12 protein-coding genes are annotated in these 13,585 nt (G+C 41.5%); 7 read left to right on the plus strand and 5 right to left on the minus strand.

Features of this window, described 5'->3' with window-relative positions; genetic code table 11:
- The first annotated feature begins 1 nt into the window (after window position 1).
- From HYG93_RS12060 to secF, 7 genes are all read left to right on the plus strand, one after another.
- Window positions 2–1,030 carry a hypothetical protein gene (locus HYG93_RS12060; RefSeq protein ID WP_121532153.1) on the plus strand — a complete coding sequence of 343 codons (1,029 nt, stop codon included), beginning with the start codon at window positions 2–4 and terminating at the stop codon, window positions 1,028–1,030.
- A gap of 23 nt (window positions 1,031–1,053) precedes the next feature.
- Window positions 1,054–1,620, plus strand: a complete 567-nt coding sequence (locus tag HYG93_RS12065; protein ID WP_121594149.1) for a LemA family protein — start codon at window positions 1,054–1,056, stop codon at window positions 1,618–1,620.
- 50 nt (window positions 1,621–1,670) lie between these two features.
- Complete coding sequence (locus tag HYG93_RS12070; protein ID WP_121594148.1) at window positions 1,671–2,528, plus strand: DUF4303 domain-containing protein; 858 nt, start codon at window positions 1,671–1,673, stop codon at window positions 2,526–2,528.
- A 117-nt stretch (window positions 2,529–2,645) separates the two neighbouring features.
- Complete coding sequence (tgt, locus tag HYG93_RS12075; protein WP_117007195.1) at window positions 2,646–3,776, plus strand: tRNA guanosine(34) transglycosylase Tgt; 1,131 nt, start codon at window positions 2,646–2,648, stop codon at window positions 3,774–3,776.
- Between the two features lie 104 nt (window positions 3,777–3,880).
- A complete protein-coding gene (gene yajC, locus HYG93_RS12080; protein ID WP_106984621.1) occupies window positions 3,881–4,210 on the plus strand; it encodes a preprotein translocase subunit YajC in 330 nt (109 codons plus the stop codon).
- A gap of 54 nt (window positions 4,211–4,264) precedes the next feature.
- Entirely contained in the window at window positions 4,265–6,163 is a 1,899-nt protein-coding gene (secD, locus tag HYG93_RS12085; RefSeq protein WP_106984620.1) for a protein translocase subunit SecD, read from the plus strand.
- A 7-nt stretch (window positions 6,164–6,170) separates the two neighbouring features.
- Entirely contained in the window at window positions 6,171–7,145 is a 975-nt protein-coding gene (gene secF / locus HYG93_RS12090) for a protein translocase subunit SecF (RefSeq protein WP_171356329.1), read from the plus strand.
- Window positions 7,146–7,255: 110 nt separating this feature from the next.
- On the opposite strand, the gene HYG93_RS12095 is transcribed toward secF, so the two are convergent.
- From HYG93_RS12095 to cysM, 5 genes are all read right to left on the minus strand, one after another.
- Complete coding sequence (locus HYG93_RS12095; protein ID WP_106984618.1) at window positions 7,256–7,867, minus strand: hypothetical protein; 612 nt, start codon at window positions 7,865–7,867, stop codon at window positions 7,256–7,258.
- 168 nt (window positions 7,868–8,035) lie between these two features.
- Window positions 8,036–10,342 carry a bifunctional (p)ppGpp synthetase/guanosine-3',5'-bis(diphosphate) 3'-pyrophosphohydrolase gene (locus tag HYG93_RS12100; protein ID WP_106984617.1) on the minus strand — a complete coding sequence of 769 codons (2,307 nt, stop codon included), beginning with the start codon at window positions 10,340–10,342 and terminating at the stop codon, window positions 8,036–8,038.
- A 17-nt stretch (window positions 10,343–10,359) separates the two neighbouring features.
- On the minus strand, window positions 10,360–11,775 hold the full coding sequence (gene rlmD / locus HYG93_RS12105; RefSeq protein ID WP_106984616.1) for a 23S rRNA (uracil(1939)-C(5))-methyltransferase RlmD: 1,416 nt from the start codon (window positions 11,773–11,775) through the stop codon (window positions 10,360–10,362).
- 6 nt (window positions 11,776–11,781) lie between these two features.
- A complete protein-coding gene (locus HYG93_RS12110; protein WP_106984615.1) occupies window positions 11,782–12,600 on the minus strand; it encodes a 3'-5' exonuclease in 819 nt (272 codons plus the stop codon).
- A gap of 21 nt (window positions 12,601–12,621) precedes the next feature.
- Complete coding sequence (gene cysM / locus HYG93_RS12115) at window positions 12,622–13,542, minus strand: cysteine synthase CysM (RefSeq protein WP_106984614.1); 921 nt, start codon at window positions 13,540–13,542, stop codon at window positions 12,622–12,624.
- Between the last annotated feature and the right edge of the window lie 43 nt (window positions 13,543–13,585).

Below are 13,585 nucleotides of genomic sequence, written 5' to 3' on the forward strand. Positions count from 1 at the left end.
TATGCCGATCGATTCTGTTAAACACTCCTTTCATATTCGTCGTAAAAAAAACGACGTCGTTTTTCGGAATATCGCTCGGCTTTGGGAGTTGGGGCGTAGTGCCCATGATCATCAAGCCCTCCTCGATGGCTTGCATCCATGGAATGCCCCAATTAACCTAAAATTTGAAAATGTCTTAGCCTGGTTTCAAGGCTGTATCGGGCTCATTTTTTTACTGCCAGTATGGATTACACCTTCCAATATTTGGGCACAACTGAGCTTCATTCTCGGCTTAGTGATTATGGCATGGGCCTATTTTAGCTATGAACAAGATGATCCGATTGAGGAAGTCATCGATTTTTTAGAACAACAAAGTATTGCTAAAAAATATCAATTGGCTTTCGATCGCCAACCTCACCATATTAGTGTTCCATTTAATTCCATACATTTTATTGCGCATTTAAAACAGCTTTTCCCTGTATTTGAACAAGGCAGTGTTTCCAATAAAATCACTCGTTATGCCAGCACAGTTTGGCAAGACGAAAATGATCAAGCACATCAAGTCATGCTATTTCAGTACCATTATGTTAATGAAATTAGGGTACGCGATAAAAATGGCGATGAGCATCAAGTTAAAGAAATTCATAAAGATCTATGGGGCGTATTTGTTTTTGACATCAACACCCAAGGACTTGCTGTCAGCACCTCAAATAAAAAATTTTATTATCCTTATAGCTACCCTTGGCACAGTAGTGATATCCAAATCAATCAACGCCTTAAATTCTATGGCAGTGATGAAATGGAAACTGCTAAATTAATGACCCCCGCATTTGTACTTCGCTTAGCTGATTTTTTTAAAAACCGAGAAGGTGATTTGCTTTTTCATCCAGAAAGTAAAATGCTGTGCTATATTGGTCCACATGATTTATTTAAAATTAGTAGTAAAACAAATGTGATTCAGGACATTTCAGCATTGCGTGGACACCTAAGAACATTTAAATTAATAGAATTAGAAAACTTACAACGTGATTTATTACTTTTTTTAAAGTAAAGGACTTATGGGGGCTTAAGTCGATGGGTTTACTGATTTTTCTGCTTTTAATCGTCGCTGTGGTGATTGCCTGTATTGCGATTCGCAATAACATTGTGCGTCATCACAATGCAACGGTGCGTGCTTGGGCAGATGTAGCAACCTATGAACGCCAAAAAATTAAAATCTTAGATGGCTTACAAACCTTGGTTGAGCAATACTCAAGTTTTGAAAAAGGAACTTTAGAAAAAGTCACCGAGCTAAGACAAAACATTCTAAATCTTAATTTAAAAAATACCGATGTTTCGCAATTGCAACGCATTGAGTCTTTAAATAAAGAATTAATGCACAGCTTAAATGTTGTGGTAGAAAATTACCCAGAATTAAAAGCCAATGAAATTTATCTTAAAATGATGAATGAAATTGAAGAGCAAAATGAAAATGTGGGGGCAGCCATTAGTATTTTTAACCGTAATGTCGAGCTGTTTAATAATCACATTCAGATTTTCCCAAACAACATTGTCAACACCATGACATTGAGCAAAAAAGCGATTCGTCCTTTTCGCGATGCTCAAGCAACACAAAACTTCGACTACAAACCTAATTTTTAAAATAAATCGGTATTGCTTGGCATACCCTCTAAAAAAAGAACATAAACCTTATGATAGAACATATAGATATTTTAAAAACGGCACTCATTCAAGAGTTTTATCAACTTTATGATTATTATTATGAAGACGAAATTTACGCCTGCACCTTGGTGTTTAACAAATATTTATCGATCGACTATTTAGCTGTATCGACGAAGCGCAGCATATTTTCAGAAGATGAAGATAGTAAACAATATTTATCACCTAGTGATCAATGGAATGTTCCAAAGTGGCGTTATCGCTCTAGTCCTGCTGTCGACTCAGGACTAACCAAATTTAAATTTATTTTAGCGGATTATTTCAACTCGCAGCATAGTTTCGGTAATCCCCTATTGGACAACCCACAACCTGATGCAAGCAATAATCTCGACATCCTACTCAATGCCTTTAAACAAGCCAAAGAAGCTTTAGTTGATTCTTACGGCTTAGACATCGATCAAATTTTATTTTTTATCAGTATTCCAACGCAGCCCGAAATTGAATTGCAATCTGCACGCTATCTCAATCCTGAAAACCGTTTGTTACTGAATTTTCTCAAAATCAAAGAACCTAAAAAGAAAGTTGATCAGCCCAATAATAAGCGTTTTAAGCTCACCCAAGCCGATAAAGACATGCTGATTGATATTGCACAGCTGGTCGAAGTTGAACCTTATGACTATCTACAAGTTGCACAAGCGGCCTACATGCTGACGCTTGAGCCTCACTTCATCGACACCAATATTTATATACAGAAGTTGGTGCAAACCATTGCCGCTATGCCATCTGGTGAACGCGGGAGCTGTGAAATGCCCAAAAAAGAGATTTTGGCACGCCTGAGCCAGTTTTATCATTTGTCAAACTTTGCTCAACATCCAGCAGATTCACTCTAAGAAAATTACATCGACTACACGATGCAAAGCTGGTGTTTAGTTGCAGAATCAAGGAAAATAGCGCGTTTTAGCATTAACAATCAGCGAACTGTTTTTTCGCCTTGATTTGGAACACCTATGAAGTTTGAAAAATTAGCGCAGTCGGGCCGTGCCCGTCGTGGTCGCTTAACCCTAGAACATGGCGTCGTTGAAACGCCAATGTTCATGCCTGTAGGTACTTACGGTACAGTTAAAGGCGTGTTACCACGTGATATTAAAGAAATTAAGTCACAAGTTATTTTGGGTAATACCTTCCATTTATATTTACGCCCTGGCTTAGAAGTGATTAAGCAACATGGTGGCTTACATCAGTTTATGAAATGGGATAAACCTATTTTAACTGACTCAGGTGGCTTCCAAGTCTTTAGCCTTGGCGCAATGCGTAAGATTAAAGAAGACGGCGTAACCTTCCGTTCTCCAATTGACGGATCTAAAGTATTTTTATCACCAGAAATCTCAATGGACATTCAACATACGTTGAACTCTGACATTGTGATGATTTTTGATGAATGCACGCCATATCCAGCAACACATGAAGAAGCGCAAAAATCTTTGCAGCTTTCACTTCGCTGGGCGAAACGCTGTAAAACGCAACATCACGAAGTCCTCAAAAACCGTAATGCCCTATTTGGTATTATCCAAGGCGGTATGTATGAAGACCTACGTGATGAATCTTTAAAAGGTTTACTCGACATTGATTTTGACGGCTATGCGATTGGCGGTCTTTCAGTGGGTGAACCTAAAGAAGAAATGATCAAAGTATTGGATTATCTTCCTGAGAAAATGCCAGCAGACAAACCACGTTACCTGATGGGTGTGGGTAAGCCTGAAGATATTGTGGAAGCTGTACGCCGTGGTGTCGATATGTTCGACTGCGTAATGCCAACTCGAAATGCACGTAATGGTCATTATTTTGTGACCGATGGTTTGGTGCGTATTCGTAACAGCCAATATCGCCATGACCAAGGTCCACTTGACCCACATTGCGATTGCTACACATGTACCAACTTCACTCGCTCGTATTTATTCCATTTAGAGAAATGCGGCGAAATGTTGGGTTCAATGCTCGGCACCATTCATAACTTACGCTATTACCTGCGTTTAACTGAAATGATGCGCGACGCACTCGACAACGGTACATTTGATGAATTTGTGCAAGACTTTTATGCCCGCCGTGGCCTAGAAGTACCGCCTTGTCCTGAAGATTAATCCTTCAGCATTTGCGCTAATGAAAAAGACAAGGTAAATTGCAGAACAAGCCAATTTATTGTCATGTAATTGATATACAATTTTATTCGTTTTAGGAAATACAAATGAGCCTTTTTATTTCTACCGCTCACGCAGCTGGTGAAGCAGCACAACAACCAAGCATGATGGCAAACTTGCTCATGATCGCTGTGTTTGTTGCTATTTTTTACTTCTTGATCTGGCGTCCACAGTCTAAACGTGCGAAAGAGCACCGTGCACTAGTTGATAGCTTAGGTCTAGGCAGTGAAGTTGTTTTTGCTGGTGGCCTCATGGGCAAAATCGTTAAAATTGAAGGTGATTTTGCAGTGGTTGAATTGAGTCGCGGTGTCGAAGTGAAAATCCAACGTGCAAGCGTGATTTCAGTTCTACCTGAAGGCACTTTAAACAACCTTTAATCAAAAAAACAGTCGTGCATTTGCACGGCTTTTTTCATTTTAAGAAGAAAACAGATGCGTTACCCAGCATGGAAATATCTGCTGATCATCGTTGTTCTCGTGATCAGTACATTATATGCCCTGCCAAGTTTGTATCCAGATGAACCTGCCGTTCAAATTTCGGGTGCCAAAGCCGGTACTCAGATTGACCAGAGCATCGTGCAAAAAGCAGAGCAAATATTAAAAAGTGACAATATTGCATCGCATGACAATAGTTTCACCAACAATGCTGCACTCTTACGTGTAGATTCAAGTGAAGCACAATTAAAAGCAAAAGACGCTCTACGCCGTGGTTTAGGTGATGACTATGTTGTCGCACTGAACTTGGCACCGACAACACCAGAATGGCTACAAAAAATTGGTGCTAAGCCAATGAAGTTAGGTCTGGACTTACGTGGCGGTGTTCACTTCCTGCTTGAAGTTGACATGAACAAAGCCATCTCTCAGCGTATGGAAACATCAGCTGCAGATTTGCGCCGTCAATTGCGTGACAATAAATTAAAATTCAATAGTCTGACTCTGAACAATAATTCGCTTACTTTGCAATTTGCAAACAATGACGACCGTTCAGCTGTGATGGATTTTCTACGCCGTAACGGTAACGAATATACACAACAAGCGATTGCCACTGATAATGGCTCAACTTTGCGTTTGACGTATACCGATGTGCGTAAGCAAGAAATTCAATCTTATGCAGTAAACCAAAACTTAACCACACTCCGTAATCGTATTAACGAGTTAGGTGTGGCCGAAGCATTGGTGCAAACCCAAGGTAGCAACCGTATTGTGGTTGAATTACCAGGCGTACAAGATACTGCAGAAGCTAAACGTGTTTTAGGTCGTACTGCAAACCTCGAGTTCCGTTTAGTCTCTGATCAAAATGATCAATACATTGATCCGTATACGGGTCAAGCAAAAGGCTCAGTTCCACCAGGCACAGAAGCATTTGCTTATGAGTCTTTAGATAGTGGTCGTCAATTACTACTGAACCGTAACCGTATTCTTACGGGTGAACGTGTACAAAATGCCTCTTCAGGCTTTAGCCAAGACACTGGTGGTGCTGAAGTAAACATTACCTTAGATACTGCGGGCGGTAAGCTCATGTCTGAGGCAACACGCGCTGCCGTTGGTAAACGTATGGCGGTTCTGTTTATTGAAAATAAACAAAAAATTAGCTATGTAACAGATCCTGCTACAGGTGTTCAAACAGAAGTTCGTACACCATATACTGAATCTGTTGTGATTAATGCTGCAACGATTCAAGCGGTATTAGGCTCACAATTCCGTATTACAGGTTTAGCATCACCACAAGAAGCAGCAGAGCTTGCATTAATGCTACGTGCTGGTGCTTTGGCTGCACCAATGTACTTTGTTGAAGAACGTGTTATTGGTCCAAGTCTTGGTCAAGAAAACATTGATAAAGGCGTGCTATCTACACAAATCGGCTTCTTGCTTGTTGCCATTTGGATGGTGGTCTTCTTCCGTCTATTTGGTTTAATTGCCAATTTCGCCTTGGTGGTGAACTTAGCGATGATCTTGACAGTTATGTCATGGATTGGTGCTTCCCTCACCCTCCCAGGTATTGCAGGTATTGTCATTACCATTGGTATGGCCGTCGATGCCAACGTGTTGATCTGTGAGCGAATACGAGAAGAAATGAAATGGGGTGCCTCACCCAAGCAGGCCATTATGGCCGGCTATGATCGTGCCTATAACACCATTTTCGACTCGAACCTCACCACATTCTTGGTTGCATTTATTCTTTTTGCCATCGGTACGGGCCCAATTAAAGGTTTCGCCGTAACACTGATGATTGGTATTGTTTGCTCAATGTTTACTGCTATTACAGTAACACGTGCAATCGTACAGCTCATTTATGGCAAAAAACGTAACTTAACCAAGCTGAGCATTTAGGAGATCGATCATGACTGACAATACTCAATTGGATCCTAAAAAATACGGCCGACCAGACAATGAACGTGTAATTCCGTTCATGAAGATTTCAGTGCCTGCTGCCATCATTTCAATTCTGCTCACCGTTGCCAGTGTTTTCTTTATTACGACCAAAGGTCTAAACCTCGGTTTAGACTTTACGGGTGGTGTATCTGCGGAACTCAACTATAGCAAGCCTGTGCAAGCTACGGATGTAACAGCTGCACTTGCTCAGGCTGGCTTCAAAGACTCTGTAGTACAGACATTAGGCTCAAACCGTGACCTTATGGTCCGTATGCCTGTACAAGAACATGCAGAAGCAGCTGATTTAACCAAAGAGATTACAGCAGCAGCACAGTTACCTGGTAACAAAGCTGAAGTGCATAAAGTAGATGTCGTGGGTGGCCAAGTTGGTAACGAGCTTTATCTACGTTCGGGTGGTGCTGTTGCACTTGCTCTGTTGTTAATGCTGGTTTACGTCACGATTCGTTTCGAATTCAAACTTGCAATGGGCGCAGTGCTCTCTTTGTTTCACGATATTATCGTGACACTGGGTATTTTTGCCCTCATGCAGTGGCCATTCGACTTAACAGTATTGGCGGCAATTTTGGCCATTATCGGTTTCTCTCTTAACGATAACATCGTGGTATCAGACCGTATCCGTGAAAACTTCCGTAAGATTCGCGGTGCTGAGCCTGTTGAGATCATCAACATTGCCTTAACTGAAACTTTACGTCGTACAGTTCATACCTCAATGACATTATTATTGGTTGTTTTAGCCATGATGTTCTTGGGTGGTGATGGCCTTAAATGGTTCTCTGTTGCGATGTTTGTTGGTGTATTTGTGGGTACTTACTCATCTATTTACATTGGTACGGCTTTCGCTTTATGGCGTGGTCTCAACCGTCAAGACTTTATCGTACAAGTTAAACCTGAATTTGATGAAGAAGAAATTCCTCACTAATTGAGCTAACCACATAAAAAGCCCATCTTCGGATGGGTTTTTTATTGCGTTATTGCAATCCTATCAAATATTTTACAGCCCTAAAAATGGCCAATATTACTATGCCAATTTCAATCAGAACGTGTATAAATCATAACGATTGGATCGATATGTCGCACATCAGCACAGGCAAAACTCACCGCTTTTTTCTGGTCTAAACTTTGAAAATAATGCTCTGTCGTGGTCGTTCGTACAAACTGTAAAAATAAACATAACTCATTGACCAATTTTACACAGACCCAATCCTGTGCCTGCGCGTCTAAAGCCCGATTACACAGCACCGTCCAGCCTGCATTTAACATGGGGGCATAATCCGAGCCCGTAATACCGATCTGATATAAATCCTTAGAACTTTTCCCATGTAAGTCTACATTTGCGCTGAGTACATCCGAGCTTATTTCCAAAGCGAAAACCTGCGCTTGCACACTCGCCATTGCATAATGCTCAATTTTTTGACCAATGCTTATATGATGTAAAGGTTGCGATACTTGTACCTGCTGAGTGCAGTATTGAAGCATTTCCTCTAAATCTAAAGCCCCCTCAGCCAACTGCAATTGCTGCTCAAGCAAGCGTGCTGTTTTTTGTGAAATCGGTCGGTGGCTATTTAACATTTGAGAAACTTCAGCCACACTCAAACCATAATGCTCACAAATGGCTTTTCCGGTTTGAAACTGCGTTTGCATTAAATATTCAAACCACTGATTTAGATTATCTCTGCGTCGTTCTGAAAGCGTCATAAATCGCAATATGTATTGTTTTAATGATCATTGATAATACATTACATGAAAAAACCCGCATTGACATGCGGGTTTTTTCATCAATTTATGAAGCTATTATATTAAATGAGAAGCTTAATTCCCTTGAACTAAACGTCGTGCACTAATAATGCCAGGCTGCTGCTCAAGTCGTGCGAGTAGACGTGAAAGCTGTGCCAAACCCTTAACTTCAATTAACAATTTCATGTTGGCAATACCATCAGACTCTGAAATGGTATTCACCTGACGAATGTTAATTTGGTCTGAGAAAATCACCTGCGTTAAGTCTTTCAGTAAACCACGGCGGTCGTATGCTTCCACCACAATTTGTACGCTTTGACCACGCGTTGGTTGCATTTCCCAATCTGCTTCTACTGCACGTTCAGGCTCTTGCTGAATCATACGCATGTAGTCAGGGCATGCAACTTTATGAATACTCACGCCACGATTAAGTGTGATATAGCCCCCAATCGATTCACCATGTACAGGCTGACAGCACTGAGCCACATGTAGCTCTACATTGTCTAAACCATCAATTAAAATACCATGTGCAGACAGTGTATGGCTGGCACGCGGGTTTAATGTCGGCTTCAGCACCAGTTCAGGCTCATCCTGATCTAAGTGCATGTGACGGTTCACCTGATTAATCAGCGCATGCAGGCTAATATCGCCACTCACCAATCCAATCAGAATATCTTCGCCCGTTTTGACATTGAAGTGACTGCAATAGTCATTTAGATCAATACTTTTCGGGTGAATCGCCAAACGTGCAAGTTCTTTATTTAGAATCTCACGTCCAACTTCTAAGTTCTTACTTCGATCTTGTTGGCGGAACCAATGACGTAACTTATCACGCGCGCGGGCAGTTTTAATGTAACCCAGCGAATTGACAATCCAATCACGGTTTGGTTCACGGTCTTTCTTGGTTAAGATCTCAACTTGCTCACCTGTTTTTAAAGTGTAAGTGAGAGGAACATAACGCTGATTGACCCGTGCGGCATAACATTTATTGCCGACCTGCGTATGCACGTGATAAGCAAAGTCTAATACAGTTGCGCCACGCGGTAATTCTTTAATGTCACCATCACGACTAAACACATAAATTTTTTCAAAGCCTTCGAAGTCTTGAATTTGCTCAAAACTTTCTTCACCTTCTTCATCTTTATGTGCACTAGCATCATTACGTTCTTGATAATGTTCTAAAACCGAACGTAATGAATGTAAACGATGGTTAAAAGAATGGTCGGTGTTTTTCGACCCTTCTTTGTAGTTAAAGTGTGAACACACACCCAATTCAGCTTCTTGGTGCATAGTTTGGGTACGAATTTGCACTTCGAGTGATTTATTTTCAGCAATCACAGCCGTATGCAATGAACGGTAACCATTGGCTTTCGGATTGGTAATATAGTCATCAAATTGATGTGGAATATGACGCCAGATTTGATGAACAATCCCTAAGGTGTGATAACACTCTGGAACGCTCTTTACCAATACACGCACGGCACGAATGTCGTAGAGCTGATCAAAACTCAAGTTCTTGCTTTTCATTTTTCGATAAATCGAATAAATGTGCTTCACTCGGCCGTTAATTTCCGCTTCGATATCATGATCGAGCAGTTCTTGGCGCAATTTATCGGTAACGAATTGAATATATTGTTCGCGCTCTAAACGCTTTTCATTCAATAAGGACGCAATTTCTTTATAACGCTCTGGTGCCAGATAACGAAAAGCCAGATCTTCTAGCTCCCATTTGAGCTGAGCAATGCCTAAGCGATGCGCCAATGGCGAGTAAATTGTTAAAATTTCACGTGCAACACGTTCCTGACGCTCTTTTGAAGAATGCGCCAATTCACGTAAAGCATAGGTACGTTCTGCCAACTTAATTAAAACAACTCGAACATCTTCCGTCACGGAAATCAGCATTTTATAAATGCCAGTTAAGTGTTCACGTTGGTTATTATTAAAATGATCTTCCAGACGTTTATTTTGTTCAATCAGCTCTGAAAGCTTACCCATGGCCAAAGTACCTTTGACCAAGGCGAAAACTTGTTCACCGAATTTTTCATGTACTTCATCCAGCGACATAACACCTTCACGTACGCCACGGTAAAGCATCGCTGCCGACAAGGTATCTTCGTCTACGTGTAAATGCGCTAAGATATCAGCCATCTCAATACCTGTATAAAAGGTATTGGAACGATGATGAATCGTCGACTCAAGCTCTTTTTGTAGCGTTAGATGTGCAACTTCTTCAAGCTGTGATAATGATTCACCATCTAGTATGCCACGCACACGATCTAGCCATTCGTCTAGATCATGTAGTGCTTGATCGGCATGTTCTACAGTCGTTTCCTGAGACAACTCATTGAGACGCCCCGGGAGCTGTTCACGTACTGTGACCATACCCTACTCCTATTTTTTTACTCTTCATCACTTCTTACATCGTCAATCTGAGTGGTTGGTTCAATCTGTTCAAATAACGCGATAGACTCTACGTGCCCAGTATGCGTAAACATATCCATAACACCTGCCCGGCTCAGCTGATAACCCTGCTGTGCTAACACACCTGCATCGCGTGCGAGTGTTGCGGGATTACATGAGACATAAACTATTCTTTTTGCACCAAACTTGGGCAGATAATGCATAACCTCTTCTGCACCTGAGCGTGGAGGATCAATCAATAATGCATCAAATCCCTGATTTGCCCAAGTTTGATGCGAAAAATCTTTTGTTAAATCTTGTGAATAGAAGCTCAACCAAGAAATTGCATTGTTTTTTGCATTTTCTGTACCTCGAGCGACCATTTCTTCACTTCCCTCAACCGCTACCACTTCACCTTGTGCACCAACACAGCGCGCCAAAGGTAAAGAGAAATTACCCAAACCACAAAATAAATCCAAAACACGCTCACCTGGCTTCAATTGAAGCAAATCACATGCCAGCTTCACCATTTTCGGGTTAACACTTGAATTTACTTGAGTAAAATCTAATGGACTAAAGGCAAAAGTCGTATCAAATTCTTCTAATCTGTAATGCAAACGCATTTCAGTCCCTTGGCCGTCCTCTCGAACTAAGCTTTCAGGCCCTGCTGCTTGTAAATAAAGTTGCCACTGTTTCTGTAACGTAAATTTTCGTAATTCGTTGACATCTGCGTCACATAATTTATCGGTATGACGAATCAGCAAAGCAACTTCAGCATCCCCCATCGCTAATTCTACATGACCGATGTCAGCTTTGCCTTTTAGACTTTGGAGTAATTGTTTTAAACGTGTAATCGAACCAAATTGCTGATCTAAGACCATACATCGGTCAATAGAAGTCAATTTATTGCTGGCATTTTCACGAAAACCCACCACCAATTTATCTTTATGAGGCAAATAGCGCACACCAATACGTGCTTTACAGCGATAGTCCTCACGACCTGAGCGTAAAGGCGAAAGCCATTCTTTCGGGCTTAATCCTGCAAAATGGGTTAAATGTGATTTTAGTACATCTTGCTTTAAACGAATTTGTTCGTCTGGGTGAATGTGTTGCATATTACAACCACCACAAATCCCAAAGTGCGGACACGGCGCAGGCACACGCATTGTAGAGGCTGCACTCAGAAGCTCTAGACTATCCGCTTCTTCTAAACGCTTTGCGGTATGAGTAATCACTGCGCGTACAGTTTCACCAGGTAAAGCATAACGAATAAAAACTTTTTTACCCTGTTTTTCAATCGGATGCTCAGGGTGTGAACCATAATGAGCAATGCCACGCCCCTCATGTGACAGCGACTCAACTTGAAAAATATAGCTTAGTGCTGGTGCTTTTGGGGACTTGGCTTTGTATTTCATGTGAACCTAATGTGTGGAAGATGGGAAATCAAATTGGGTAAAATCGGTTTGTTTCGAATTTTCTCGCCAAACCGCTAAAAATTCAGCCTGTTGTGGCTGTGTCGCTAAATACTGAATGGTCGATTGCACCAAGTGTTGATGATCGGAGGCTAAAATTTGCCCCTTCAACAATTGCCAGCGCAAATAAATCAACCATGTATTGAGCACATCACCTTCGCAATAGCTGGTCAGCTGTTGCCACTGTTCAGTACGGACATATTCAGGCACATGATATGCCCCATCACCACGCTTACCAGGAAAACCCAATAAATGTGCAATGTCATCCAGCTTTTGAAAATGACGACCATTAAACATCGCCATGACATCCATTAAATCGACATGACGGTGGTGATAGCGATTTTGGTAGTTATTATAACGCTTTTGTGAATCAATCTCGCCCTGATCAAATAAACTTGGCGCAGATAGACCATGATACATCGCACGAAATAAAATCACGGGGACATCAAATTGCGAGCCATTCCAACTTACCAATGTCGGTTGGCGTTTATCAAAAATAGATAAAAAGCGCTTTAAAATTTCAGCTTCACTATAGTTTTCACGGCTAAATGAAAACAGTTTCATGCCATTTTCATCTAACCAAAAACCTGAAATACAGACAATTTCATGCAAAGCCAAACGCTGAAAGTCTGTACCACTTTCTTGGCGTCTTAACTTTGCCAAAGCCGCGTCTAAATCGGCTTCGGGTAAATCGAGTCCGTATAAATGCGCACCTGATTTTAAATCAGTCAAAGTTTCAATATCGAAAGTTAAAATAGGTAAACGCATAAAGACTCTTCAACCCCGAAATTATTCAGCATCAACCACAGAGAATAAACCTGTAGATAAATAGCGATCGCCACGGTCACAGATAATGCAAACAATCACAGCATCTGGATTCTCTTCAGCCAATTTCACTGATGCCCATACTGCACCACCTGAAGATGTACCTGCACTAATGCCTTCAACACGTGCCATTTTACGGGCAGTTTTTTCAGCTTCAATTTGCGGAATATCCATAATACGGTCGACACGACTCGGATCAAAAATCGTCGGCAAGTATTCTGTAGGCCAGCGGCGAATACCTGCAATATTTGAACCTTCAGAAGGCTGTAAGCCAACAATTTGAATCTCTGGATTTTGTTCTTTGAGGTATTTTGAAATCCCCATGATGGTGCCTGTGGTGCCCATCGCGCTCACAAAGTGAGTAATTTTACCGCCTGTTTGCTCCCAAATTTCTGGGCCAGTGGTCAGGTAATGTGCTTCTGAATTATCTGGGTTACCAAATTGATTAAGAACCAAGCCCACGCCGTCTGCTTGCATTTGCGCGGCCATATCACGCGCTTCTTCCATGCTTGCAGATTCAATTAATTCTGCACCGTAGGCACGCATCGCGTCTTTTCGTTCTTGGCTTGAGTTGGCTGGCATAATCAGCTTCATCTTATAACCACGCATGGCAGCAACCATTGCCAATGCAATACCTGTATTTCCGCTTGTCGCTTCAATTAACGTATCACCCGGCTTGATCTGTCCACGCTTTTCAGCTTGCATAATCATATTATATGCTGGACGGTCTTTGACTGAACCTGCTGGGTTATTGCCTTCTAACTTGGCCAATACAGTTGCTTGAGTGTGACATGCCAGACGCTGTAAACGCACCAACGGAGTCTTTCCGACATAATGGTCTAACAAAAAATCGTCTGCTTGGAAATCAGGGGTTGTATTACTCATTATTTGTACCTATATCGAGGTGCGCCTATTGTATGAAAAAATG

Source organism: Acinetobacter sp. SwsAc6 (genome assembly GCF_013391565.1).
Taxonomy (GTDB): domain Bacteria; phylum Pseudomonadota; class Gammaproteobacteria; order Pseudomonadales; family Moraxellaceae; genus Acinetobacter; species Acinetobacter cumulans.

Excerpts from the sequence above, each read along its gene's own strand:
- secD (WP_106984620.1), top strand. The coding sequence starts at position 4,265 with ATGCGTTACCCAGCATGGAAATATCTGCTGATCATCGTTGTTCTCGTG.
- HYG93_RS12100 (WP_106984617.1), bottom strand. The coding sequence starts at position 10,342 with ATGGTCACAGTACGTGAACAGCTCCCGGGGCGTCTCAATGAGTTGTCT.
- tgt (WP_117007195.1), top strand. The coding sequence starts at position 2,646 with ATGAAGTTTGAAAAATTAGCGCAGTCGGGCCGTGCCCGTCGTGGTCGC.
- yajC (WP_106984621.1), top strand. The coding sequence starts at position 3,881 with ATGAGCCTTTTTATTTCTACCGCTCACGCAGCTGGTGAAGCAGCACAA.
- HYG93_RS12095 (WP_106984618.1), bottom strand. The coding sequence starts at position 7,867 with ATGCAAACGCAGTTTCAAACCGGAAAAGCCATTTGTGAGCATTATGGT.
- cysM (WP_106984614.1), bottom strand. The coding sequence starts at position 13,542 with ATGAGTAATACAACCCCTGATTTCCAAGCAGACGATTTTTTGTTAGAC.
- HYG93_RS12060 (WP_121532153.1), top strand. The coding sequence starts at position 2 with ATGCCGATCGATTCTGTTAAACACTCCTTTCATATTCGTCGTAAAAAA.
- rlmD (WP_106984616.1), bottom strand. The coding sequence starts at position 11,775 with ATGAAATACAAAGCCAAGTCCCCAAAAGCACCAGCACTAAGCTATATT.
- HYG93_RS12070 (WP_121594148.1), top strand. The coding sequence starts at position 1,671 with ATGATAGAACATATAGATATTTTAAAAACGGCACTCATTCAAGAGTTT.
- HYG93_RS12110 (WP_106984615.1), bottom strand. The coding sequence starts at position 12,600 with ATGCGTTTACCTATTTTAACTTTCGATATTGAAACTTTGACTGATTTA.
- HYG93_RS12065 (WP_121594149.1), top strand. The coding sequence starts at position 1,054 with ATGGGTTTACTGATTTTTCTGCTTTTAATCGTCGCTGTGGTGATTGCC.